A 25,837-nucleotide genomic window follows, 5' to 3' on the forward strand; every position below is an offset into this window, starting at 1 on the left:
ATCGTTAGGAATAGTCGCCGCCCCCAGTATCGCGATGCGCGCGGGCAGACGAACAAGTAGGCAGCAGCTTCCGTTGAGGAGGTCACGACCCTTTCACCGCGCCAGGGCTCCTGCATACCGAGCGACACGATCGAGGAGAGACAATAGCCAAGCATCGAGCTGGACGAGCTGGTACACCAAGAGTGTCCTTCGAACCGATACCTGATCGCTGCACGACGCATTGGGTCCCATTTGCGGAGCGCGTGCCCTATTCGGCATTTTGTCAGGAGTGCTTCTGCAAGATGCAGCCGCGAGCCACGACAATCGGTGAGCAGGCCAACCTCCTCAGTCGAACATCTGTTGCTGATAACGTATGCCCCGACCGACAGAGGCGCCTTCTAGCCCGCACGGCGTTGAGGGAGACAGACGTAACCAAATTGAGGTTTGCTTGCCCGCCGCTTCAAAAAAGCAGAGTCGGTGAAGTGACGCCGCGCGCCAAATAGGTCGGAGCCGGGATATCCAAAAGTCGCAGCCCTGCTCCGCCAAAAGTCTAATCCCGTTTTGCCCTTTCTGTCAGACATGCAAACGCGAGTGCAATTGGCGACTTCCGTGTCGCAGGGCAGGCTCACCTCGCATCCCTTGTAGCAGCTTTCGGGGAGGATCTGCCGCTCGGCCCGGCGCGACGCCCTACTCCCAAAGCAGGCACCGCGATCGCGCAACGGTATGGATGAATGCAGTCCTGAATCGGAGTTCGAATTCCATGCGTCCAGCCAATGATGACCAGTTGATGCCACGAGTCAAATTCCAGCAGACGGGTGAAGCGATGTTGGAACGCCGCCGACCACTTTCGCCCTCCACGCCGCGACCCGAGCTCCAGCAAGTCCCTTTTTGCAAGGAGCTTGGAAAGCCACGCGATTGGCGCCACGGCCCTGAAGATCGGCAACAACTTTCAAGATCACGAATGTTGCTGCCGATAGCTCAATCTCCGATCATTGTTTGCGACCATGAGCCACTCATTTTCGATCCAATTCGCCAATTGGATGATCAGGTGCCGGCGGACTTGATCCATCCCGTTGTTGAAATTTCTCCTCGCGAGGCTGTGGCACGCCTCACCATAACGGGGCACGGCATGACGGCCGAATCTGTGCGATCCACAAATCGAGGCAAAATCCAACATCAGTATCGGGCTCCAATGCATATGCTCGTCATGTACGAGAAGGGGGAGCGCCGCGATGGAGAAACATTTGTGGAAGGTCTGCCGCCATCAGCCCTCCGGAACCTCGAGCGGAAGCTGACATTCGTTCCTGCTGGCCGCGAGTTTTACGATTGCCACGAGCCGCGCGGATCGCAGATGCGGCTCATGTACTTCTACTTCGACCCTGAGAGGCTGAGGGCTCTTTCTAACCGTGGCATCACCGGCCTGCCGGACTCCCCACGCCTACTGTTCGAAGACGAAACGCTATGGAACACCGCGCTCAAGCTGAAGACGTTCGTCGATAGCTCTGCAGGAGACCCGGTCTACTTCGAGAGTCTCGGTAGTTTGCTCATGCATGAAGTCGTGCGTTTCACTTGCGGGATGCCCAGCATTCAACGTCAACTCCAAGGTGGTCTTGCACAGTGGCAGCAACGGCTCGTCACAGCCTACATCCAGGAGCATCTCAATGAGCGGATACCGATTGGCACGTTGGCGCAGCTCGTTCGTCTTAGCCCGTATCATTTCTGCCGGGTGTTCAAGCAATCTCTCGGAATGCCGCCTCATCGGTACCAGACCAAACGTCGCGTTGAGCAGGCCAAATTACTGCTGGCAAACCGCGCAGGCTCTATGACGGAAATCGGTCGGGCGGTCGGCTTCAGCAGTCGTAACGCGTTCGCCACAGCGTTTCGGAAGGCGACGGGAATTGCTCCCGCGGAGTACCGCCGAAGCGTGGCTCCTCCGATAACCGTATGAATGAATTGCGCCGTCGCGCTCAACTTTGCCATTCGAAGGTAGCGTCTCGGTGTCACATTGCGATGAGGACGATCGGGCGTTGGATGCCCGTCAAGAAAGCAGGTTACGGACCTTAAGAAGGCATGCATCTGCCGCTGGTGGCGAAGAGAGGCAGAAAGCCCATCGCGGGACTTGGGCAAAGCGACCGAAAGCAAGCGGCGCTGGGAAAAGGACCCGCCCAGAGCGATCCTAGGGACGTTTCGCAAATCTGTAGCTGCTGATAGGCTGGGAGCGAGACTAGGTCGATTGTAGTCATCACCCCTATTTTAGTCCGACCGATGAAAGGTCAGATCATCTTCACGCGCAAACGATCGCGTTCCACGCTGGAACTCGCGGAGTGTCATTTGTTGAATGATCTTCGTGAAGATGATAGTTTTACACGGAATCGTCGGTTTTGGCGGAGTATCCCGTGGCGCAGCATTCAATTCAAAAGCGTGCGGTAGCTGAGGAGCCAACTATCGTCGTGGTTGACGACGACAACGACTTCCGCGCCTCACTCGGGGACCTGTTCAACTCGGTTGGCTTCAAGGTCAAGATGTTTGGCTCGGCAGCGGAGCTGCTGCAAGGCGAATTGTTGCCCGACGCGGTGAGCTGCCTCGTACTTGACGTCAGATTGCCGGGCCTAGGCGGTCTCGACGTCCAAGCCGAGCTGTCGAAAGTGAACGCTTCCATTCCCATTATCTTCATGACCGGCCACGGCGACATTCCGATGTCGGTCAGGGCCATGAAGGCAGGCGCTGTGGATTTTCTAACCAAGCCATTCCGCGATCAAGACATGCTGGATGCAGTCACGATCGCGCTCGAGCGCGATCGGACGCGGCGGAAGACCCAGCAGTGGCTCACGGAATTGAACTCGCGTCTTGAGCGATTAAGCGCGCGCGAGCGAGAGGTGCTGGCTCTCGTGACGACTGGCTTAAAGAACAAGCAGATCGCTTTTAAGCTAGAGATAGCTGAGATTACTGTAAAGGCGCACCGCGGTCATGTTATGCAGAAGATGGGTGCGCAATCGCTGGCCGAGCTTGTCAAAATGGCGGAGACGCTCGGTATAAAGTCGCCCCGGTCTTAATCGCTTCCTGCTTGCACGTGGGTCCATCAGCTAAGAGGGTTATTGTTTGGGCAAATCAACTGACGGCTTAATCGCTTGCCGCCAGGCCCTGCTGCCGCGTCAAGCGCGACGGCCCGACATCAGCGCACGCGTTCGGACGCGGCCCAAACTGGGCTGAACTATTCACATGGTCTGCATCGATTATCCCTAAGTATAGCATCGGTTGTTCCAAAGTGTAGCACCGCCCGTCCGCCGTACAATCGCCAGTTCAGACCCTTGTCGTTAGGGTCCAATGGTGTCCGCGCAGCGCGCTTCCTGAGATGGACACGGAACGCGAGATGCGGCGGGCCACCTCCCCAGTGATGAAGGCGGGGATATGTCTAGCGAGATTCAAATTTCGATCATCGATGATGATGAACAATCTCGCTCAGCCTTAGCGGGTCTCCTGCAAGCGATGGGATTTACGACTGAGACCTACTCGTCCGCAGTGGAGTTTCTGGCGTCTCCAAACGTGCGCGATAGCTCCTGTTTGATCGTTGATGTCCACATGCCGCGCATGACTGGGACTGAGTTGCATAGCCGCTTGGTAGGATCCGGCTATAATATACCAACGATTCTGATCACCGCTTACCCCGACGACAGCGCGCGAACTCGGGCTCTGGATCAAGGCGTCGTTGGCTACCTGACCAAACCCATCGACGAAAAGGTTCTACTCGGATGCGTCGAATCGGCTCTACAGCGCGCGAAATCAGATAAAAATCCCTAATCAGCAATCGATCGGCTGCCGCGCAGGAAACGTACCCTTCAGCTCGAAAATCGTTGCTCTTTGAACGGGTCCCCGTAAATGTGAAATCCGTTAAATTCCCACAAGCCCGGCGATTCGCGATCCAAGAACTGGATCCCGCGCACCCATTTCACGCTCTTATAACCATAGAGGTTTGGAACCACGAGCCGGAGCGGGTAGCCATGTTCGGCCGTAAGGGGTTCGCCGTCATGCCGCAAGGCGAAAACCGTCGTCGGGAGCAGAAAGTCCGAGATTGGCAGGTTCGCCGTGTAGTTGTTCTCGCCATGGATCATCACGTGCCGCGCCTCTGGCCGCAACGTTACTCGCTTCATCAATTCTGCGGCGAGAATCCCTCCCCAATGGTTGTTGAACCGGCTCCAGCGCGAGACGGAGTGCAAGTCAGCAAACACTTCACTTTGCGGCAGTTTGCAGAGCTCTTCCCAGGAAAGCCGCAGCTGCTCCTCTACCAGGCCGAACACGCGAAAATCCCACGTCGTGGGAGCAAAGACCGGCACCGAGCCCACATGCAGCACCGGCCACTTGTGGGTCAGCGACTGCCCTGGGGGCAGCCGCCCAGCGTCACGCATCTCACGCTCCCGTTCGCGTCGCTCGTTCGGTTGCACGAATAGCTCCTCCGCAAAAGTATAGCGCGGCCTAGTTGGCGCACGCGGTGATCTCCGGGGCATGAAGAGCGGTCACCCGGGTTGCGTCGGGCATCACGGAACATAGGTTCTTGGTACCCTACATTCCGAGAACCGAACTACCAAGGCCTAGTGCAGCCCAAAGTGGCGAAGGAGGAGGCTCACTCCTCCCCGTCACCGATCTTGGAGTTAGAAATACTTGCAGGCTCGGAGAGTAAGCCAGGAACAGTCTTGCTGGTGTTGTGACGGAAAATGTTGACGGCTCCGATCACCTCGTCCTCGTCGTCGCGAATCGGAAAGACATTAACGAGGGCCAGAAGACGATTACCGTTGGGCTGTTCGCAGATGACATCGGCGTTCCGAACGGTGCCGCCGTTGTTGATCACCACGGAGGGGGGTGCAAGTTCGTGCGGCATCACTTCTCCCGAGGGGTAACGAAGAAGGTGTGACCCGCAATACTTTTCTGAGGTTCCCAGAGAAGGCGTGCGTCCCCAACCCGCGATTGCAGCTTTGTTGCACTTGACGACGGTGGCATCCTTTTCGAGAACGTACATCCCGACTGGGATAGAATCCATTGCCGCTTGGTCCGCAAGAATCCCTTTTGCGACGAGATGTCCGTCGACCAGTTCTCCTCGGAAGTCGATTTTGTCGAAGTCGCCATCCAAAATCATCTTGCTTGTTGCCATGTTCAACCTCCTTCTGCGAAAAACTGCTCCAGTGCATTTAACGGAGTTTCCATTTCGCGGCCGTTGACTCAACCCCGACATGCTAACTTGCACAGCCGGCCTTCGGTACCTACCATTTTGTAGTCGCAGATAAACAATGAGAGGGCAGTCCTTTCGTTTCGTTTAGGCCAACTACGATCGGGTTCAGAACCCGGCCTGTTCGCTTATGCGCCATTAGAAAAACGCCCGCTTCAGTTCATGAGCCCCCGCGGACCCGTGGGGCCTGGCAGCGGACTCATTGGGAGCGCAGATGGTGGAGCTATCCAAGTTTTGTGGTGGGGTCCAGATGAACGCCCGCATCACGCCAATGGGTTCCTCGAAGATGGTCAAAGGGTCACTTCGTTATATCGCCGCGCCCCTTCTGTTTCCCTGTGACGTGCTTCGCCGTGCGGCTCATGCGAGGCAGTCCTTCCGGGTCCGCGGGGTTTTCGTCATCCGCCTTGAGCCGATCCGCAATTCGTACCAAATCCGCCAGCGAGCGCGCGTCCATTTTTTGCATAATTTGGCTACGATGAACGCGGACAGTTACTTCGCTGACGCCAAGTTGGCCGGCAATCTGCTTGCTTACGCGCCCCTTTGCAAGCAAAGTCATGATTTCCTTTTCTCGATCGGTCAGGCGCACAAATCGCTCGTGGATTTGCGCCTGAGCGCGTCCTTGCGCGGCGAGCGCACGGTGGCGTTCGATCCCTTGGCGTACCGCATCGAGCAGCTCTTGCTCCCGGAAAGGCTTTGACAGGAACTCTATTGCACCTGCTTTCATGGCCCGCACTGACATCGCGATATCGCCATGGCCGGTAATGAAAACAATAGGCGTATCGACGTGAGCCGCGACTAGTTGTTTTTGCAACTCAAAGCCGCTTGCACCTGGAAGTCTCACATCCAGAACGATGCAGCTCGGTAGTACCGGAGGATTGGTGCCCAAAAACGCCTCAACTGACTTGAAGAGCGCGACCTTCACTGAGATCGTCTCCAGAAGGGCACCCAAACTTTCGCGGACGAATTCGTCATCGTCTATGACGGCAACGACGGGCTGGTCACTCTCGTTCATGGTGCATCTGCAATGGGTAAGCTGAATTGGAAAACTGCTCCAAATGGAGCACCTGGGGTCACCGAAATCTGTCCATCGTGGGCTTCGATTATCGAACGACAAATTGCCAAGCCCATACCCGTTCCGTTGTGTTTTGTCGTGAAGAACGCGTCGAAGAGTCGATCGATCACCGTGGAATCGAATCCAACGCCGGTATCGTGGAATGAGATCTCAACCATTCTGTCATCCAGCACCCGAGACCTTATCGAAAGGGTCCTTGGACGATCCGTCACAAGCATCATTGATTCGATGCTGTTCAATACGAGATTCAGAATGACTTGCTCCAATTGGACGCGGTCGCCGTTGATCCGCGGAACCGACTCGTGCAGATCAGCAAGCGTCGTTATACGGTGCTTGCGAAATTCCTCTTGCGTTAGCTTCATGACATCACGAATCGCCTCAATAATATCGAGCGGGGCCTTTCCAACCGGGGTTTTGTTCATCAACGCCTTAATGCGGGCGATTATATCGCTCGCGCGTCGCGCGTCCTTGGCCAACCGCTGGGCAGCCGCCCTCGCTTTGGTGAGATCCGGCTCCTCCGTGCTCAACCAGTGGAGGCACGTATCGCTATTGGCTGCAATGGCCGTCAGAGGTTGGTTGATCTCGTGAGCGATGGACGCAGACAGCTGCGCCATCGCAGTAAGACGGGTCACCCGGGTCAGCTCTTCCCGCGCTCCGCGTAGCGCCTCCTCCACTCGTCTCTGATCTGTCAAGTCGCGCACAAACGCGGTGAAGTGCCAGGTTTCCAGCCGAATAGCAGTGACAGTCAGTTCGACGGGGAATTCATGTCCAGCGCTGTGGAGCGCCGTTATGTCGATGCGTCTGTTTAGTATCGGGCCTTCGCCGGTTGCGAGAAAATGCTCACACCCTCGCGAATGAGCCTCGCGATACTGCATGGGGATAATCGTATCCACGATTCGCTTGCCGACGGCTTCATCGCAGGACCATCCAAACATGTGTTCGGCGCTTTTGCTCCAGCCCGTAATTATATCACGCGCGTCAATCGTGATGACAGCGTCGAGGGAGGAATCCAAGATCAATCGCGTTTGGTCCTCGGCCAGACGAAGGTGTTCCGCCGCGCTTTTGCGTAGTGTGACCTCCGTCGTGATGTGGGCGGTCGCATAGATTCGACCGTCCGCATCGACGATTGGGAACTTCTGAACTGCGCCCCAGCGCGGACCTATATCGGTCGTAGCAAGCTCCTCAAGCATCACTTCGCCCGAACGAGGCACTTCTCGATCGTTCGTTCGAAGTGCGCCCGCTCCGCGCAATTTAGATAGGTCATCCTCGGTTTTACCAATAATTTGATTGCGGAAGACACCGGTGATCTTTTCAAATTCGCTGTTGACCAGCAAAAAGCGACCATCAGGGTCCTTAAGAAAGATCGGGTTGGGGCTACCATCGATGATTGCGAGAAGCCGTCTCTCCCTATCCACCAGCGCGTCCCTCTCCGACCTCAACTCCTGAATATCCGAACTAGAGCCGACGAACCGGAGTACCTTGCCCCGGGCGTCTCGCACCGGGACCGCACGATCAAAGTGCCAACGATAGGAACCGTCTGCATAGCGAAACGGTGCCTCAAACGTCCAGCCTCCGCCAGATCGGACACCGTCCCAAAATATGTGGGACACACGTTCCTTATGGTCCGGATGCAAAGCGGAAAGAAAGGGCGGAAGATCGCTTGGACTCTTTCTCCACGTTTTCAGCGGCGCCGTGCAATAATCCGCCGATAGGCCGGTCGCATCCAGATAGAATTGATTGACAAAGTCACAACTGCCATGCCGCGTAACTGTCCACGCGACCGCGGGCAATTTATGCAAGACCTCGAGTTGCAACCGTGATCGATCCAGGACTTGCTTATACTGGTCTATTTCGTACGAAAGGGCTTCCGAAGCGGTTTTAACCTCGCCCATGCGACGGCGTTGGGCTCGTCGTTGAGCCATAATGTTCTTCTTTACGCTGCGGATCTGCTCGGGCGTTAAACTGCCTTCCTCCCAAGGCTGCCCTTGACCCTGCCCACTTCCGCTCGGTTTCGAGGAACCGACGTGGCGATCATCGACAGCAATCTTCTTGGAAGGTCGCGCCCGTTGGCGCGTTGCATTTGCGCGTCCGATTACCGTCCGCGTTTTCTTCTTCGACTTGGACTTCAAACGAGTCATTTGTAGCTGATCTCGTGTCCAGTATCCGCGCAGGGCTATTTTGCCGTCACGCTTGCACTCAAGTTACATACTAATCTCTTTTCGGCGCGTAAACGGCAGCGATGGATCATAACAGATCGCCCATCAAGATGAATTGAAGCGCCGGATCAAAGTGCCGAAAGCCTACATATAACCGCTGGAAAGTCGATACGGGATGCGCCAGTTGCTCGCCTATTCCTATCTCTTGGAACCGATATTTGGCCAATCTGCAGCAGTCTCGCTGGGATGCCAGTCCCATTCGAACTGGTAGCTAGTGGCGCAGGCTGCGACGCGGTGGGGCACAGAATGCGAGGCCCCGCAAGCGCAGATTCTTTCATCGCCGCGCCCTTCAGGTCTCGTCGCGCGATTCCGGCGGACTCGTTGGGATTTCCCGCGGACGGGCGGCTTTGCTGTATCGAGCTACACCACCACCGGGGACACAACCTCGCCACGGATGATCATCTGGTCACCATGAGCCTGTGAAACAGCTCCGTCCGCTCTTTGAGGCATTTGCAAATAGATAATCAGACGGCCGGCCTCATGTTATCGCATCTTGCCTCAGAAATGCGTTCCCTGAGCTGATCGCCGCAGTTCAGTTACCAAACGTTCAGACGAGTCACGCCGGAATGCTTGCGGGAGCTCTTCAACACTAAACCAAATAGGTCTCCAATTGCAGGTTCAACAAGTTGCTGGAGGCGCCGCTGATGCTATGCCGGAATATGACCGACAAGCCACAATTCAAGAATCGGAGTTCTGTCCGGCAGCGGTGCTCCTGCTCACCAGGCAAGTGCGCCGGCTTCCGCCAACCCGCTGCGCAGTTGTCCCCAAGGCAGACGGATAAACTTCAGCCGGGCATTTGCTCATAAGACGGACCTAACTCTCGAGCAATCCCGTCGATGAAGAGACCCTTTTCAGCTCGTTGGAAAGTTCCAGTTCGTTAGAAAGCTTGAACCAACTCTGCGGCCCCGCGGCCATTGATGTTTCTTCCCTGTTGACATCCTTTTAGCGTCCTGCCCAAATCAATGTTCCGAGGTCGTGATGCCGTGGCAACAAGAATGTCACCTCTCGGGGTACGTGCTGGTGCCCCTGCGCGAAAGCGCGGACTTTACCCTTTACCGCGGCCGAAAGCACGACGACCCTTTGCCAGTCCTAGCGGTCGCACTCTTTGAACAGCCGTCGCCTCAGAGTATCAGGCGGCTCATGCACGAATACTCATTCGCAGCCGAACTCGATCCCGCGTGGGCTGCCAAGCCTCTGGCCATTGTTCGTCACGAAGGGCGGACGATCCTCTTACTCAAGGATCCCGGCGGTCAGCCGCTGGATTGGATTCTTGAGCGTGACCATGGGCAACCGCTGGATCTGACTCGCTTCCTGAACATCGCTATTGGGCTGGCAAGAACACTGGGTCAAGTCCATCAGCAGGGCCTCATACATCGCGATATCAAGCCTTCGAATGTCCTCGTCGACGGCACCGGAAACGCATGGCTCACCGGATTCGGGATTGCGTCCCAACTTCCGCGCGAGCGCCAGTCGCCCGATCCTCCCGAGTTCATCGCAGGAACGCTCGCCTACATGGCACCCGAGCAGACGGGACGAATGAATCGTTCGATCGATTATCGGAGCGACCTTTACTCGCTTGGAGTGACTTTTTACGAAATGCTGACCGGGAGTCTTCCATTCACGGCCTCCGAACCGATGGAATGGGTGCACTGTCATATCGCGAAACAACCCGCCCCACCGAGAGCGCGGGTGGGAACCGTACCGGTCTCGGTCTCCGCGATCACGATGAAGTTGCTCTCGAAGACCGCGGAGGAGAGATATCAGACAGCGGTGGGAGTTGAGAGCGATCTTCGGCGCTGCCTATCCCAATGGGAGTCCCACGGGTCGATCGATGACTTCACTCCTGGCGCTTGCGACACCCCGGATCGCGTCATCATCCCTGAGAAGCTATATGGGAGGGACCGCGAAATTGGCACTCTGCTGACCGCCTTCGACCGCATTGTTGGCGGTGGCCGAGCCGAACTGGTGCTGGTCTCCGGATACTCCGGCATCGGTAAATCCGCAGTCGTTAATGAGCTCCATAAACCACTCGTGCCGCCACGCGGCTTGTTCGCGTCGGGCAAATCCGACCAGCACAAGCGGGATATTCCGCACGCCTCGCTGGCACATGCGTTTCAGAGCCTTGTCCGGCCGCTCCTCAGCGAGAACGAGGAAGACCTCCGCAAATGGCAAGACGCAATTCTCGAGGCGGTGGGTCCGAACGGACTGCTCCTCATCGATCTCGTCCCGGAATTGCGGCACGTGATTGGCGACCAGCCGCCAGTGCCGGAATTGCCGCCGCGGGAAGCGCAGAGACGTTTTCAGACCGTCCTTCGACGGTTCATTGGCGTGTTTGCGCGACCTGAACATCCGCTTGCGCTCTTCCTCGATGACATGCAATGGCTGGACGTCGCCACACTCGACCTCCTCGAAGATCTGTTAACACGCAACGATTTGCAGCATTTATTGCTCATCGGTGCGTATCGGACCAACGAGGTCAATGCCAACCATCCGCTGGTACGTAGGCTTCAGGCGATCCGTCAGGCCGGAGCCGCAGTGCAGGAAATCGTTCTCACACCACTCAGTCGCGACGATCTAGGTAAGCTGCTTGTGGACTCCCTTCACTGCCAAATGGAGACCGCCGCCCCACTGGCAGACTTGATTTACGAAAAGACCACGGGCAACCCGTTCTTTGCAATTCAGTTCATTTCGACTCTCGCGGACGATCGCCTGCTGACATTCGATTATCGCGCGCGCCGTTGGGTATGGGACCTGCCCCGCATTCGTGCCAAAGGCTTCACGGACAACGTCGTAGAGCTGATGGTCGACAAGTTAAAGCGCCTTTCGCCGGAAACCCAGAGGGTACTGCAGCAGTTCGCATGCATGGGCAACAGTGCAGAGTTCGAGATGCTACGGATTGGGTATCAGGGTTCCGTCGAGGACATGCACGACCATCTCTGGGAAGCAGTGCGATCGGGCCTGATCTTCCGCACGGACAATTACTACGGCTTCCTGCACGACCGGGTGCAGGAAGCCGCCTACTCGCTTATCCCGGCGGAGCTTCGCGCGGAGGCTCACCTGCGGATTGGAATGCTCCTCGCCGAGCATACGCCCGCAGAACGACGTGAGAAGGCGATATTTGATATCGCCAATCAACTTAACCGTGGCTCCCATCTTATCAACCTTGTCGAGGATCGCGAGCGCGTCGCAGAATTGAACCTGATCGCAGGTCGGCGCGCGAAACTCTCGACAGCATACGACTCGGCTCTCATCTATCTCAGGGCCGGCCGCGCCCTTCTTACAGAAGAGACTTGGGAACGCAATTACCGGCTTATCTTCTCCATCGAGTATCTGACAGCCGAGTGCGAGCTGCTGACCGTCACGGTTGGCCTCGCTGCCGGAGATCCACTCGCGGAAGTGCAAGAGGAATGCGAGAAGGGCTTGGCATTTGCGAGGCGGGTGCGTTTCGGTCCGCTCATCGAGCGCTGCGGAGCACAACTTGGTTTGATCCGCACCTTGCGCGGGCTGACTGAAACGTTCGGCTGCCTGGATCATGAGGGATATAGCCAACTCGATACCGAACGCCGCTTGGCCAACAGCCCCGATCTGGTACTGGCGGAGTTCTATTACTGGACGCGAAAGCTGCAGGCGCATTTTTTCGCCGGAGAACTTGCGGCGGCGCTCGATGCATCGCTGCACGCGGAACCGCTGCTTTGGACGTCGGCGGCAACGTTCGAGTCGGCGGAGTATCGCCTCTATGCCGCGCTGGCGCATGCGGCGGTGTGGGATCACGCCCCACCGGAGCAGAGACCGACGCATTTCGCATCTGTGCTCGAGCACCACCGGCAACTCCATGCGTGGGCGGAGGTCAACCCCGAAACCTTCGAAGACCGCGCCGCCTTGGTCGGCGCCGAGATCGCCCGCATGGAGGGCCGAACACTGAACGCGCAGGAGCTGTACGACAAGGCGATCCGCGAGGCTCGCAAATACGGGTTCGTGCACATCCAGGCAATTGCCAACGAGATTGCCGGGCGTTTCTACGCAGAGCGCGATTACGAGAAGATCGCGGAAACCTATTTGCGGGCCGCGCGGGCCTGCTATCAGCGCTGGGGAGCCGATGGAAAGGTTCGCCAACTCGAGGAACTTTATCCGCACCTCAAAGTGGACGAGTCGGTCCGGAATTCCACGGCGACCATAGTAACACCCTTCGAGCAACTCGATTTGGCTACCGTAATCAGAGTTTCGGAAGCGGTGTCAGGCGAGATCGTTTTCGAGAAGTTAATGAACACGCTCATGAGTTCGGCAATCGAACACGCGGGCGCGGATCGAGGTCTCTTGATTCTTCCGCGAGCCGACAAGTATCAAATTGAAGCAGAAGCCACGGCCAGCAGTGACAAGGTGACCGTGGTCCTGAAACAGGCCCGCGTCACGACCGCAGATCTACCAAACTCGGTGTTTCAATACGTGCTTCGCACAAAAAAAAGCGTTCTCCTGCACGATGCGTCCAGTCAGAACTTGTTTTCGGCGGATGAGTATATTCGCGACCATCGCTCACGCTCAGTGCTCTGCCTGCCGATACTGAAGCAGACCAAGTTGATTGGCCTGCTGTACTTGGAGAACAACCTTACGACTGCCGCGTTTACTCCTGCTCGAATGGTAGTCCTCACGCTGCTCGCTTCCCAGGCCGCTATCTCAATAGAGAACGCCAGCCTGTATCGCGAGCTAACTGAGCGGGAGGCCAGAATCCGACGGCTAGTGGATGCCAACATCATCGGCATCTTCGTCTGGGATGTTGACGGTAGGATCATCGATGCCAACGAAGCGTTTCTCCGCATCGTCGGATACAGCCGCGACGATCTCGTCTCCGGTCGACTGCGCTGGCGGGATCTGACACCCACGGAATGGAGCGATGCCGACGACCGACGACTAGCCCAGCTGGAGGCAACCGGAACCACGCAACCTTACGAGAAGGAGTACTTCCTGAAAAGCGGCGGTCGCGTGCCGGTGCTGGTCGGGGCAGCGACGTTCGGCGAGCGATCGGACCAAGGCGCGGCCTTCGTGGTAGACTTAACTGAGCGCAAGCGGGCGGAGGAGGAAATTCGTGAAAGCGAGCGGCGCTACAGTGAGGTGCAGATGGAGCTCGTGCACGCGAATCGAGTTGCAACAATGGGGCAGCTCTCGGCTTCGATCGCCCATGAAGTCAACCAGCCCATCGGGGCGACGCTCAACAATGCCTCTGCGGCGTTGCACTGGCTGAGCAAAGAACCAGCAGATCTGGAGAAAGCTCGGGAGGCTCTCAACCGGATCTTTGCAAATGGCAAACGCGTCAGCGAGGTTGTCGGCCGCATACGAGCGCTTTTCAAAAAAGCACCTCTACGGAAAGAAGACGTGGACATCAACGAAGCAATCCTTGAGGTGATCGCCCTGACCCGCGGCGAAGTCGTGAAGAATGGCATTTCGGTGCAATCACACCTCGGGGACGGTTTGCCGCTCATTCAAGGAGATCGGGTCCAGCTGCAACAAGTAATAATGAACCTGATCATCAATGCCGTTGAAGCATTGAGCTCGATCAGCGGGGATCCGCGAGAACTGGTGATCACCACTGGTAAGGGCGAGCCGGACGGCGTGCTGGTAGTACTGCGGGATTCCGGGCCAGGTCTGAGTTCACTGGGTCTGGAGCGCATCTTTGACGCCTTCAACACGACAAAGCCCGGCGGCTTGGGGATGGGCCTATCGATCTGCCGCACCATTATTGAAGCGCATGGGGGCCGACTGTGGGCCACCGCCACTCAACCTCGGGGCGCGACGTTTCAATTCACGCTGCCCGCACGGTCAAATCAGGCCTCGTGAATTGAACAGTTTGCAGCGCGTCTGCAACGGAGCGGATCGCTACCGGCGTCACGAATTGTGATATCAGTCTCACGTCTGTTCTGTTGTGCGGAGATGGTGCAGCGGAGTCATCTTAGCTCGTATGTGGCGCATTAAGATGGCCAATCGGGGTGGCCAAATCACAGCGCCATGATCCCTAACGGAAGAACTCTGGGCTCGCACGCACTGGAGTTCCGCCGGCGCAGCCAGCGCCGCTATTCATCATTTAGGAGGTCGTCATGCTCGTGGCTTGTTCCTTGGAACGGCTCATGTCCATGTCGTTCCACGTTCAGCGCAGCTAAGGAACGACGAGTCTGAGCACTCGGATTGCGGCGACGTCGGGTTGGCCACGGCGTTGAGAGAGGTCGCCGGGGGCGCCTCAGAAATCGTCAAGCACCTCTCCGTGACCCGAGATCGACAAAGCAGAGGCGAACTTCAAGATAAATGCCGATATTGTGTCGCCGCATGGGAGCGGTGATCGGAAGCATTGACGCGCTAACCTGACCACCGTCGCCGTTCCGGGCCTCGTGCGCGGTCATTGCATTCGCTAGGTCCGGTCAACGCCGGAACAAGTTCGATTTGGCAAGCGAGGAGCGCAAGGTACGTTCCTTGATTATGAGTATCAGTGGCGTGTGTCGCACCTTAGCGAACCCGTTTTAACGGAGGGTCGCGCGGCCCGAACAGCGCGACCGTTACTCACCTCTATACTACGGCGGATTGTTCGAGCCATTTGGGTCGAGCTGGTGTCCAGACCTCTGAGTTGTCGGCACGCAACGGACGTCGGCGCCATAAAATACGCGCTCAACAAACCGCAAGAATGAGAACGCCGTAACAAGAACTGCGCTTCACGCAGTGATTAACCCGTTATATCTGTAGTCCGCAAGAGCATCAGGCTTAGCGGCGACAAGGAGAACAATGATGCCGGCGATATTCACAGCGACTAGTTGCGACGATGTGACCGTCACGTGCACCACGCGCTATGTCGACACTCACGGGCGAGGCTACCGCAACTACAATCAACATGGGCAGAGCCATCGCCATAGACGGGATATCGGCGATGGTCGCTTTGCAACCGATCGGCAGATGGACACGACGCGTACCGCGCAAGGCGCAAAGTCGATGCTCTGGCCGCGCGACTGGAGGTTTTTGGTGCCCGATGTGATCCGACCATTTGACGGATCCGCCTTCAAAGGAGCTGCATATTTCTACGCTTAGCCGAACTGTAGTTCCCTATCGCAAGGATGGACGTTTCCCCGATGCCATTGCCCCTCCACGACACTTACTCTCTTCTGCTGTCAGGTCATCGAACCGGATGTGAAACGGTTTCCCGGTCGATGTGATGACAAGTGTGAGGAATGCGGAGAACCGACCCGATCCCACGACCATTTGTCCGGCCCCGGAAAGTGCAGTGGATAGGCTGTGCGTGCACGCTCCGAGTGACATATTCACACTTTAGCTGACCAAACAGGCGATGACGCCAATGACGGCGAATTCAAGGTCGTACCAGTACGTCGAGATCCGAGCGAGGCAATGCAACGTTCGTACGATTGGACGCGTCTTTGGGACGCTCAAAAGCTGATGGCGTGGTCCGCAACGTTAATTCAAAGCAGTGTCGGTGAGGAAACGTTCCGCAAGACGCGGGTCGAGATGCCGAGCCGGCACACAATACCTGTTTCCTGGGAGGCTCCGCGACAAACCGCTTTATCATCACCCCTGCCCGCCCCGGCAACGAACTGGAATGGTCCGAACCACCTCAACCCTTTCGAGTATAAGTATGCAGCTGCAGTTTCATCAGGTGCGATATTTTTTAGCCCTGGCAAGGACGCTCAATTTTACGCGGGCTGCGGAGCAATGCAATGTGACTCAGCCGGCGCTGACAAAGGCGATACACAAGCTGGAGCAAGAACTCGGTGGCGCGTTGATCCACCGTGAACGTCACCTCACCCAGCTCACCGAGCTGGGCAACATGATTTTGCCAACGCTGGAGGAAATATTTGCCGCGACGGAGTCGGTACGACTTCAGGCGCGAGGCTATAAAAAGAAGACCATCGCTCCGCTGAAGATCGGGCTGGCGCCATCAATCTCCGCCGCAATCATTACGGAATTGCTCTTGGAACTCGCCAGGATCATCCCTGATCTTCGAGTCGATCTGCGCGAGGCCGATGCCAACGGGCTCGTTGCGATGCTTTTGGATGGTAAGATCAATGCCGCACTCGTCGGCGACGCGGTGGAGGTACCTGAGCGCATCAACCGCTGGCGGCTCTTCGAGGAGCGGTATGTGCTCGTCTTGTCACGGAAACATCCGATGGCGAGTCACACAGTTATCCCGCTTCAAAACCTTCACGAGCTGGTTTTTCTCGAAAGGGTCGGGTGCGACGTCGCAGGCCGATTCAAGCAGACGTGTTTTGCCGACCATCCCGGCCCGACAGTTGTGCACAGGAGCGATCAGGAAAGGCACCTTCAGCAAATGGCATCCGCCGGTTTAGGGGCCATCCTGGCGCCAGACCATGCTCCCACGCTGCCGTCGCTCGCGGCTATCCCAATCGAGGGCGACCCTGTCCGGCGTGAGGTGCAGCTTTTGGCCGTGGCCGGGAGGCAGTATTCGCCGGCGCTCGACGCCTTTATCAAGGTTGCTCGTTTTCGCGACTGGACGAGTGCGCTGGACAAAACGCGGGGCTCGACGGTCGCGTCCTCCGACGCGGCGTGAATACGGGGCCGGCTGCGAGGTGCGGCACATGAGCGAGTACCGCGAAACCGTGCGATTCAGGTGACGTTAAGGCCCAGAAGCACCCAGGTACGAATTTGGGGAGCGCGTTGAGGGTTACGGATGTTCCGACAGAGCCAGATCAGGGCCAAGAACGCGAGTTCGTCGCGCGCGGGAATGAATGCCACGGCATCGTCCGCTCATCACCCCGATCCTGGAAAACCTATTGCGCTTCGTCTGGCGGCGGCTACAGCATATCGGCAAGCTCATCCGCGTCAGCATTCACCGCCACACTTGCAACGAGAGCGCACCGATTACGGTCCGCAGGGATAGATCGTGTCGGGTGGGCAAAGCGCCGCGTGCCCACGATTCAAGACGCCGGTGAAGGATGGTGGGCACGGCGCGAGGGCGCCTTTGCCCACCCTACGGGTTGGTTCCTTCAGGATTTTGGATATGGACGTTTCAATCATTGAAGATCGCAAAGCCCGCGCCCGCGCCTGGTTCGAATCCTTGCGGGACGGCATCTGCGCGAGCTTCGAGCGGCTGGAGGATGACGCGCCGCAAAGCCTCTATCCGGGCGAGGCCGGCCGCTTCAAACGCACGCCGTGGCGGCGCACCGACCACACCGGCGCGCCCGGCGGTGGCGGCGTGATGTCGATGATGTGCGGCCGCCTGTTCGAGAAGGTCGGCGTGCACTGCTCGACCGTTCACGGCGAATTCGCGCCCGAGTTTCGCGCGCAGATCCCTGGCGCGGCGGAGGATCCGCGGTTCTGGGCCTCCGGTATCTCGCTGATCGCTCACTTACGCAATCCGCAGGTGCCGGCCGTGCACATGAACACCCGCTTCGTAGTCACCACCAAGGCTTGGTTCGGCGGCGGCGCCGACCTCACTCCGGTGCTAGATCGCCGGCGCACCCAGGACGATGCCGACACTATCGCTTTCCACGCTGCGATGAAGGACGCCTGTACCGGAGCGAACGGCGTCGCCGATTACGACAAATACAAGAAATGGTGCGACGAGTATTTCTATCTGCCGCACCGGAAAGAGGCGCGCGGCGTCGGCGGCATTTTCTACGACTGGCACGACAGCGGTGATTGGGGCGCCGATCTCGCCTTCACCCACGACGTCGGCCACGCCTTCCTGAAGACCTATCCTGACATCGTGCGTCGCAATTTTGCGACGGCATGGACGGCCGAAGACCGCGAGGAGCAATTGATCCAGCGCGGACGCTATGTCGAGTTCAACCTGCTCTACGACCGCGGCACGATTTTCGGACTCAAGACCGGCGGCAATGTCGACTCGATCCTGTCGTCGCTGCCGCCGGAGGTGAAGTGGCCATGAGCGCGGGCAAGCGTCTCCCCCGCGCCATCCTGATCGAGATGGACAACGGCATCCTGTCGGCCCACGGCCGGCCCGAGATCGCGTGGACCAATGCGGACGCCTCATGGCGACTGAAGCTTGCTGAAGCCCGGCATCTGACCGTCAAGGGCGGCTTTGCCGCGCTCGCGGCTGCGGGCCACCGCGCTCTGCCCGACGATCTCGCCATGAGCCCAGCCGATGAGTCTTAGCACCACACCAGCGATTATCTCCGCGCCTGGAGACAATATGCATCTCCTGAGATCGAATGGCGAAGTCGAACAGACACGTCCGCCGTGGTGGTCATTTCTAAGCGAAGGGTGACCAGCGGTCGATCCTCATCATGAGGGTTGGCTCGCCCCTCGACCCCGACCGATCGCCGCGATTGGGGCCGACACCATCGATCCCTGGGCACGCGCTGGCCGGAGTGGTCACCGCTCACTGCTACGGCGCGGCAGGCGCAGTCCGTTCGCCTGTGTCATCGGTACCGGACCCCCGCCGACTGTCAGATAGCATTCGACTTCGGCGCGAAGGAGTTCGTTGACCTCGAGAAGGACGGCTTGGAGGGCGTCGGCGGGCCCGATCCGGCGTTTGACGTCATCGGCGGCGACATCCAGATGCGGTCCGCAGGCGTATTCGTGCCGGAGCAACGCTGGTGACCATCATCAGACCGGCGAGGCGCGGCCCTCTAAGACAGCGATTATCATGAAGCCGGTATTGATGCGCGGAGTTCGTGGTCAGTGTCGGAAACCCCAGCCACTCCTTCCGAACATATGAGTGTGGGAGCATGAGGGTGCCTGGGTTTGGTGGCCAGCACCGTGTTGTACGGGTTACCGAACACAAATACCTTCGACGTGCGCCAGATGATTCGCTCCAGTTCCACGAATGTGCGCATCTTCAGCCGGTATTTCCACAACAGCATGTGTTGAATGAAGTTCCAGGTTACTCCCCACGCCAAGAATGGTAGGCGCCGATAGTGGATTGGACCGAAGCCAAGTCGGCGCATCTTGTAGACCAGAAGATTGGCGCCGACAAAATTGTAACGCCAATTCTCGAAGAAGGCGGTGACACTCAGGTAATCCTCGGTACGGCGACAATGATCCAGCGACCCCGGCGAATGGATCAGCAACCGTCCTCCCGGCTTGAGCATCCGCCAGCACCTAGCTAGCCACGCGTCCAGATCTTTGGTGTAGCCAATCGATTCTAGCGCATAGATGCCGTCAAAGTATTCGTTCGGGAGATCGAGGCTGTCGAAGTCGATGACTATCACCTGTCCACGTCCCCCAAGCCTCGCAAATTTGCGCCGGCAGATCTCCGCCTGGACAGAGGAATTGGTCACGCACACAACTTCGATATTGCTCCGTCTGGCGAGGTATTCCGCTGCCGCGCCGGAGCCGCATCCGAGATCGAGGAATCGCATCCCGTCTCTCGGCTTCAAAAGCGCATATTCGGCCTCGTAAGGGTGCGAAAATGCCAAACGGGGGAACACACACGTGCTGTAGTTTGATTGTTCGTCGCGATACCTGCCGAACACGTCATCGTATGTGCGCGTTTCGTCGTCATGTTTCAGAAAATCGCTCGGCTTTGGTGTCCACTCGATCAGTTGGCGCTGCTCGAACTCATTCAGCTGGTGGCCGATTTTACTCGCGTCCTTCGGTCGGGTCACCAAAAGGAACAGTACGTAATGAAACAAGTTATATGCCACAAAGGACGCGACGATGACGCCCGCTACCAACTGAGACATTAAAGCGATATTCAAGGTGTGCTCCGGTGATAGCTGCAGAAATTCTACGAACGGGCTGGAAATCACAGCAGTGCCGCATCATCCCAGAGGCAAATTTCCGGGTTGGGTCATTCGCGTCAGTCTGACCGTGAGCCGCCCCTGGCGCCATTCTCCGGCAGCTGGTCGAGAGCGATTTGGAGCCAGGCCATCCAATTGCGATCACTCCGAGTTCTGAACCGGTCAACGCATTTCTTGGAGCAAAGGGGGGTTCGCCACGAGTAGTGCCGGACGAGACCAAACTTGCCGTCACAAACTGCGCATCGCGCGGCTCTGCCAGATCTAAGGCTCGGAGAGCAGTGGGGCATTGTGCCTTCCTTCTGGTACTTTCGATCGAGTGGAAAAAGCGGGCGGTGAAGTTGGGGGACTTCACCGCCCTTAGACCTTCCGCGGGAGGGGGCGTATTCCACCGGAAGGCGGGAGCGAGCTGTTTTGAGCGCCGCGCCCTTTAACGCATGCAGCCTAGATAGTCGCGATCGGCGATTCAATTAGACCTAGGAAATCGTCGGGTATCCAAAGTCGCCATGGAACGATACGAAGGTTCATTGCGTTCGCCCTTAAAGCCGAGCCAGTTCGGCAATGCCTCAAAGTAAACCGCTCGAGTGGTAGAGCATGAGAGCCGGCGGGGCGGCTAAGAGCATAGCGCAGCGAAGCCTGCTCTCTTGAGAAGGGATTCGTAACCTTCACCACCTTAGAGAGGAGCCGCCCATGACCAACGAGGCAGTGAGCCCGCTGCGTCGGCGTGCGCATGATCGATGAGATGACGATACGCAAGTGCGCGCCAAACACCCAACATGACCACCTTCAACTGGTCAGACAGTCGCAGCGTTCCTCAGATGGTCTTCGGCTCCGGCAACCTTCCAAGAGGTGCGCCGCTATCAGCTTCATCTGGGATCGAGCGCTCTCGGCGTCCCGATCGACCAGAGTATCTCGACCTTACGAGTCTTCTTCAAGATCACCTTACGGCGTCACGATATCGTCGAACACACCCACTTCATCCAAGAGCCGTGCAGGCTGCCGGTGATGTGATGCACGATGTGAAGGCGGTCGAAGCCGTAGACACGCTTGATGGACCGGCCGTTGGTGCCAAATGCGCGAGTCGCCGGTGAACGATCGTTTCACGTGGGCCAGCGGCGGGCTTGTATTTGGGCCCCGGGCGGCATCGAGCAGCCGCGCCACTCCTCGACGCTCAGCTGCTGGTCGGCGCCGAATTGGCGGCTATCGTTCCGCGACCGCTGGCGCGTGGGCCCGAGCAAGCCCATGCGATCACGAACTATGAACTGCCTTACATCGCGAGGTCCTTGCAAGCTCGGCTGCTCTGGTACGAACACGCGCAGGACGAGCCGTCCCACGAATCGCCTTACGAGGTGCTCCGGGCGCGCCATCGAGGAACGCAGGCACGCGCTAGCTAAGGATTGCGACTTCAACCCAAAGACCGGTGTGCAACCCATTGCGCAGCGATGGCGCGCGATATCGGAACCGCACGCTCGCCCTCGAAAGGCTGCGGCCTGCGATGCGCGCACACACTAATCGTGCGGGCTGGTGACCGTGCTGGCCCGGAAGCGCGCGGAATCGTTAGCGTGGTCGCATGCTTATTCATGTTCTGCCGCGAAAGATCGTCACTGCAACGGACTAGCCCCAAATGTCAGTACAATCCTGTCCCCGAATAACGGACCGGACGTCCGTTTTCCGTGTCCGCAAGTCTACGCGCCCGATATCAGCTTTGACAGGCAACTCGCCTAGCCGCAATGGTGGAGAGGTCCGCGACAGAAGTTGCGAAATCTGGAAAGAAGGCCCACACATCCCTTCGTACAAGGTCAAGGTCGGCCGCCAAGCTTCGAATCGGTCGTGAAAAATTGAAGGACACCGGCATGGAAAAGTCCCCCCAAATCGGCGACAGGATTACTGACAAATCAGCATCGCCCGATGATAGCACCGTTCGGGACTGGATCGGACCGGGCACGTTCAAGCATTGGGCCTCTCTGCAGAATTGGATTGAGAAAAGTTACCCCGGGGTCTTCGCGCCGGAATGGCTCTATGGCGGCAAGAAGCGCGGCTGGTCCCTACGCTACAAGAAAACAAGGGCATTTTGTACCTTGCTGCCGGAATACAAGCGGTTTTCCGCCGTGGTGGTCTTGGGTGACCAGAACGAGATAGGTTTGAGGAGCGCCGTAATGCCTGGCGCTCGCAGTTGATCAAGCTTTACGATAAAGCCAAGACATACCCGGATGGTAAATTCCTGACAATTGCCATTTCATCCGCAGATGATCGGCATGATGTGACGGAGCTTTTGACTATGAAGCGCCCTCCACGCTCGCGCGCTTGAATGTCGCGGAAGTGTTAAGTCTAACGAGGAAAGACGCTGGATAGGTGTAAAGAAACTGGCTAGCAAGTTTCGGATATTGACCATTCGGCCGACGAACCTCGCGACGTCTCGTTGCAGATGCGTTATCGTGTGAAGAGTTGCTCGGGCACACCAACTACCGTCAATATGCTCGGCCAGGAGTGTGGTTACGATCTGCCCTATATGACCAGTGCTGTCAGCGCTAACGCGCGGTTTCTATGAACAAGATGTAGGTTCTGCTCGACCGGAGCGCCGCGGGCGGCGGGGTTAGTCATTGTTCCCCGATCACATCCGCAGCCCTTTGGCATCAGGTATTCCGTAGGTTGATCGACCAAGTAAATGCTGACTCCAAACGACGTCACGCTGAGCGAACGCGAGAAGCGCTCGTTCTCCCTCAGGCTGTCATCCGGCAACAGGTCTAGGCGCGCGGCGACACCGAAGCGAACACTGGCTGCGTTGATCGTCTTCTTAGCTATCCGGTTGGCGGCATTCCCCGCTGGTATGAAAACTATACATGCCGGTTATTGGAAAGCGTCGTCCCTTGTTGCGATCAATGTGTGAGCTTTGGCGGATTTCATGAGTGCTGTTGATCGACTCATGGCTGACGCCCTAGGCGGATCAAGAGGCATTCATGGCTTTCACATTAAAGATCAACGGCTCACCCCATGAGATCGATGTCGACGGCGACATCCCCTTGCTATGGGTGCTGCGCGATGTGCTCGGCATGACCGGGACCAAGTTTGGTTGCGGCCGAGCATTGTGTGGCGCCTGCACGGTGCATATCGACGGCCGACCGGCCCGCTCCTGTCAGACGTCGGTCGATAGTATCGGCGACAGCGCGGTTACCACCATCGAGGCGGTTGGGCGCACGCCGCAAGGCGCCGCCTTGCAGAAGGCCTGGCTGGATCTGGAAGTAGTGCAGTGCGGCTACTGCCAATCCGGGCAGATCATGTCGGCGGCGGCATTGCTAAAAGAGACTCCTAAACCTAGCGATGCGGATATCGACTCGGCGATGTCGGGAAATGTCTGCCGTTGCGGTACCTACCAGCGCATCCGGGCCGCGATACAGCTAGCAGCGGGAGTGTGAAGCATGGATAACCACACCGAGGGTGAAAGCGCCATGTCCCGGCGCGCCTTTTTTCAGGGAACAGGTTTGCTGCTCGGTTTTGCTATGACCGGTGCACGCGCAGAGCCCGTGTTCGCAGCGCGTGCTTCGCAGGTAACGGAAAACGAGGTCACGGGCACTTTCGCGCCGAACGGATTTATACGGATTAATCCAACCGGCGTCGTCACCCTGATTATTCCGATGATCGAAATGGGACAGGGGGTTTACACGTCGCTCTCGATGCTTCTCGCTGAGGAACTGGAAGTGAAGCTTGACCAGATTCAGGTTCAGCATGCGCCGCCGAATGATGCTCTTTACGTCAACTCGATCATAGGCATTCAAAATACTGGTGGTTCCGCGTCTGTCCGTGCCTTCTGGACACCGCTTCGTCAGGCAGGGGCAGTGGGCCGTAGTCTGCTGATCGCGGCAGCGGCAAAGCGCTGGAATGTCGATCCGGCAACTTGCCGCGCTAGGGACGGCGTGGTGTTCGATGCATCAGGCTCGAAGGATCTGAGCTACGGCGAACTTGCGACCGCCGCGGCGAAATTGACTGTGCCGCCTGCAGCAAAAGTGAAATTGAAGGATCCGAATGAGTTCACCTTGATCGGCACGCGTGCCAAGCGTCTGGATTCAGCAATAAAAGTCGATGGGCGCGCGATCTACGGCATCGATGCGCGACTGCCGGGTATGAGGGTTGCGGCGGTTGCTATTGCGCCCGTGCTCGGCGGCAAGGCGAAAGCATTGGATGAGAAGGCCGCGCTGGCGGTAAAGGGCGTCCGGCAGGTGGTCAATATAGATGAAGCCGTTGCCGTGCTGGCGGACCACATGGGTGCGGCGAAGAAGGGGCTTGAGGCCGCCGCCGTCGCCTGGGACGACGGGCCGAACGGCAAGGTCAGCAGCGCCGATATCGTGAAGCAATTGGAGGAGGAATCCAAAAACCCGGGCGCGGTTGCTCGTAAGGTGGGTGATGTAGGGAAGGCAATTGCGGAGGCAGCGCAACGGGTTGACGCCATCTATCAGGTGCCTTTCCTGGCGCATGCGGCGATGGAGCCGATGAACTGTACCGTTCATCTGCAGAAGGATCGTTGCGATATTTGGGTCGGTACACAGGCGCCTACGATCACGCAGGCTCAGGTGGCCGAGCTCACCCGCCTGCCGATGGGTGCGATCAAAATTCACAATCATCTGATTGGGGGTGGGTTCGGCCGAAGGCTGGAGGCCGATGGGACGATCCTCGCCGTCAAGATCGCCAAGCACGTCGACGGGCCGGTTAAGGTGATCTGGAGCCGCGAGGAAGACATCCAGCACGATATGTATCGGCCCTATTATCTCGATCGGTTGTCGGCTGGACTTGATGCCGCCGGCAAGCCGGTTGCCTGGATGCATCGAATTGCCGGATCCTCAGTCATGGCTCGCTATTATCCTCCGTACTTCAAGGACGGACTGGATCCCGATGCCATAGAAGCGGCGGCCGAGCCACCCTATGCGCTGCCAAATGTCCACGTCGACTTTGTCCGGGTCGAGCCACCAGGTGTCCGGACGTCTTGGTGGCGCGGAGTCGGACCAACTCACAACGTTTTTGTGGTCGAAAGCTTCATAGATGAACTTGCGCATGCCGCGAAGCAGGATCCTGTCGCTTATCGCAAGGGATTGCTTGGCCACAATCCGCGAGCACTTGCGGTTCTGTCGCTTGCCGCGGAAAAAGCGGAATGGGGAGCACCCCTCCCCGCGCGGCATGGCCGCGGGATTTCGGTGCAATTCGCATACGGAAGTTATACATCGCAGGTCGCCGAAGTCGAAGTGGCCGCGAATGGCTCTGTCAAAGTCAAGCGGATCGTCTGCGCGATTGACTGCGGCATGTACGTCAATCCAGACACGATCGAAGCACAGATTCAAGGTGGAACGCTTTTCGGTCTGACCGCCGCTCTCCATGGGTCAATCACGTTCAAAGATGGTCGGGTCGAGCAGAGCAACTTCGACAGTTATTTGCCGATGCGTATCGACGAGGTGCCGGTCGTGGACACGCACCTGGTTAAAAACGCGGAAGCTCCAGGTGGTGTCGGTGAAGCTGCGACAGCCATTGTCAGTGCTGCGGTGACCAATGCGATCTTCGCCGCGACCGGCAAGCGTCTGCGCAGCCTGCCGGTTGATACAAATTCGCTGAAATCGTCGTCTTAGTCCTTGCCCCATCATTCCGCGCGCGTCGCAGCGTGGAC

14 protein-coding genes and 2 pseudogenes are annotated in these 25,837 nt (G+C 57.8%); 11 read left to right on the forward strand and 5 right to left on the reverse strand.

From position 1 onward, the window contains the following. Positions 1 to 739 precede the first annotated feature (739 nt). From ABIB91_RS23245 to ABIB91_RS23255, 3 genes are all read left to right on the forward strand, one after another. The gene (locus ABIB91_RS23245) at positions 740 to 1,927 is read left to right on the forward strand and encodes an AraC family transcriptional regulator (protein ID WP_354167125.1); all 1,188 of its coding nucleotides are present in this window, start codon (positions 740 to 742) and stop codon (positions 1,925 to 1,927) included. Positions 1,928 to 2,375: 448 nt separating this feature from the next. Next, entirely contained in the window at positions 2,376 to 3,032 is a 657-nt protein-coding gene (locus ABIB91_RS23250) for a response regulator transcription factor (RefSeq protein ID WP_009859379.1), read from the forward strand. 355 nt (positions 3,033 to 3,387) lie between these two features. After that, positions 3,388 to 3,777, forward strand: a complete 390-nt coding sequence (locus tag ABIB91_RS23255; protein ID WP_354167128.1) for a response regulator transcription factor — start codon at positions 3,388 to 3,390, stop codon at positions 3,775 to 3,777. A gap of 38 nt (positions 3,778 to 3,815) precedes the next feature. Here ABIB91_RS23255 and ABIB91_RS23260 read toward each other — a convergent pair whose 3' ends face one another. The 4 genes from ABIB91_RS23260 to ABIB91_RS23275 all read right to left on the reverse strand — a co-directional run bounded on the left by ABIB91_RS23260 (position 3,816) and on the right by ABIB91_RS23275 (position 8,407). Next, positions 3,816 to 4,418 (reverse strand): sulfite oxidase-like oxidoreductase, encoded by a 603-nt coding sequence (locus ABIB91_RS23260; protein ID WP_354167131.1) that lies wholly within the window; start codon positions 4,416 to 4,418, stop codon positions 3,816 to 3,818. 179 nt (positions 4,419 to 4,597) lie between these two features. Continuing rightward, entirely contained in the window at positions 4,598 to 5,122 is a 525-nt protein-coding gene (locus ABIB91_RS23265; protein ID WP_354132359.1) for a PAS domain-containing protein, read from the reverse strand. Positions 5,123 to 5,495: 373 nt separating this feature from the next. Next, positions 5,496 to 6,209 (reverse strand): response regulator transcription factor, encoded by a 714-nt coding sequence (locus ABIB91_RS23270; RefSeq protein WP_354167134.1) that lies wholly within the window; start codon positions 6,207 to 6,209, stop codon positions 5,496 to 5,498. Continuing rightward, the gene (locus ABIB91_RS23275; protein WP_354167137.1) at positions 6,206 to 8,407 is read right to left on the reverse strand and encodes a PAS domain-containing sensor histidine kinase; all 2,202 of its coding nucleotides are present in this window, start codon (positions 8,405 to 8,407) and stop codon (positions 6,206 to 6,208) included. The genes ABIB91_RS23270 and ABIB91_RS23275 overlap by 4 nt, the downstream gene beginning before the upstream one ends. A 1,056-nt stretch (positions 8,408 to 9,463) precedes the next feature. Between ABIB91_RS23275 and ABIB91_RS23280 the strand changes: the two genes are divergently transcribed. The 5 genes and pseudogenes from ABIB91_RS23280 to ABIB91_RS23300 form a co-directional block, all read left to right on the forward strand. Further along, on the forward strand, positions 9,464 to 14,314 hold the full coding sequence (locus ABIB91_RS23280) for a trifunctional serine/threonine-protein kinase/ATP-binding protein/sensor histidine kinase (protein WP_354167140.1): 4,851 nt from the start codon (positions 9,464 to 9,466) through the stop codon (positions 14,312 to 14,314). A gap of 936 nt (positions 14,315 to 15,250) precedes the next feature. Further along, on the forward strand, positions 15,251 to 15,547 hold the full coding sequence (locus ABIB91_RS23285) for a hypothetical protein (protein ID WP_354167143.1): 297 nt from the start codon (positions 15,251 to 15,253) through the stop codon (positions 15,545 to 15,547). Positions 15,548 to 16,106: 559 nt separating this feature from the next. Then, positions 16,107 to 17,039 (forward strand): LysR family transcriptional regulator, encoded by a 933-nt coding sequence (locus ABIB91_RS23290; protein ID WP_354167146.1) that lies wholly within the window; start codon positions 16,107 to 16,109, stop codon positions 17,037 to 17,039. Between the two features lie 450 nt (positions 17,040 to 17,489). After that, positions 17,490 to 18,377, forward strand: a complete 888-nt coding sequence (gene hemF / locus ABIB91_RS23295; protein WP_354167149.1) for an oxygen-dependent coproporphyrinogen oxidase — start codon at positions 17,490 to 17,492, stop codon at positions 18,375 to 18,377. Then, positions 18,374 to 18,595: pseudogene (locus tag ABIB91_RS23300) on the forward strand (HAD family hydrolase); the annotation flags it as partial. The gene hemF and the pseudogene ABIB91_RS23300, both read left to right, overlap by 4 nt. 500 nt (positions 18,596 to 19,095) lie before the next feature. On the opposite strand, the gene ABIB91_RS23310 reads toward ABIB91_RS23300, so the two are convergent. Further along, the gene (locus ABIB91_RS23310; protein ID WP_354167152.1) at positions 19,096 to 20,151 is read right to left on the reverse strand and encodes an SAM-dependent methyltransferase; all 1,056 of its coding nucleotides are present in this window, start codon (positions 20,149 to 20,151) and stop codon (positions 19,096 to 19,098) included. 1,892 nt (positions 20,152 to 22,043) lie between these two features. Between ABIB91_RS23310 and ABIB91_RS23315 the strand changes: the two are divergent. The 3 genes and pseudogenes from ABIB91_RS23315 (at position 22,044) to ABIB91_RS23325 (ending at position 25,799) form a co-directional block, all read left to right on the forward strand. Continuing rightward, positions 22,044 to 22,498, forward strand: a pseudogene (locus tag ABIB91_RS23315) (DUF3788 domain-containing protein). A 649-nt stretch (positions 22,499 to 23,147) separates the two neighbouring features. Further along, positions 23,148 to 23,603 (forward strand): (2Fe-2S)-binding protein, encoded by a 456-nt coding sequence (locus tag ABIB91_RS23320; protein WP_009859391.1) that lies wholly within the window; start codon positions 23,148 to 23,150, stop codon positions 23,601 to 23,603. A gap of 3 nt (positions 23,604 to 23,606) precedes the next feature. Next, a complete protein-coding gene (locus ABIB91_RS23325) occupies positions 23,607 to 25,799 on the forward strand; it encodes a xanthine dehydrogenase family protein molybdopterin-binding subunit (protein WP_354167156.1) in 2,193 nt (730 codons plus the stop codon). Positions 25,800 to 25,837 lie beyond the last annotated feature (38 nt).

It is taken from the genome of Bradyrhizobium sp. JR4.3 (assembly GCF_040547695.1).
Classification (GTDB): domain Bacteria; phylum Pseudomonadota; class Alphaproteobacteria; order Rhizobiales; family Xanthobacteraceae; genus Bradyrhizobium; species Bradyrhizobium canariense.

Excerpts from the sequence above, each read along its gene's own strand:
- ABIB91_RS23275 (WP_354167137.1), bottom strand. The coding sequence starts at position 8,407 with ATGACTCGTTTGAAGTCCAAGTCGAAGAAGAAAACGCGGACGGTAATC.
- ABIB91_RS23265 (WP_354132359.1), bottom strand. The coding sequence starts at position 5,122 with ATGGCAACAAGCAAGATGATTTTGGATGGCGACTTCGACAAAATCGAC.
- ABIB91_RS23325 (WP_354167156.1), top strand. The coding sequence starts at position 23,607 with ATGGATAACCACACCGAGGGTGAAAGCGCCATGTCCCGGCGCGCCTTT.
- hemF (WP_354167149.1), top strand. The coding sequence starts at position 17,490 with ATGGACGTTTCAATCATTGAAGATCGCAAAGCCCGCGCCCGCGCCTGG.
- ABIB91_RS23255 (WP_354167128.1), top strand. The coding sequence starts at position 3,388 with ATGTCTAGCGAGATTCAAATTTCGATCATCGATGATGATGAACAATCT.
- ABIB91_RS23245 (WP_354167125.1), top strand. The coding sequence starts at position 740 with ATGCGTCCAGCCAATGATGACCAGTTGATGCCACGAGTCAAATTCCAG.
- ABIB91_RS23280 (WP_354167140.1), top strand. The coding sequence starts at position 9,464 with ATGCCGTGGCAACAAGAATGTCACCTCTCGGGGTACGTGCTGGTGCCC.
- ABIB91_RS23290 (WP_354167146.1), top strand. The coding sequence starts at position 16,107 with ATGCAGCTGCAGTTTCATCAGGTGCGATATTTTTTAGCCCTGGCAAGG.
- ABIB91_RS23320 (WP_009859391.1), top strand. The coding sequence starts at position 23,148 with ATGGCTTTCACATTAAAGATCAACGGCTCACCCCATGAGATCGATGTC.
- ABIB91_RS23285 (WP_354167143.1), top strand. The coding sequence starts at position 15,251 with ATGCCGGCGATATTCACAGCGACTAGTTGCGACGATGTGACCGTCACG.
- ABIB91_RS23270 (WP_354167134.1), bottom strand. The coding sequence starts at position 6,209 with ATGAACGAGAGTGACCAGCCCGTCGTTGCCGTCATAGACGATGACGAA.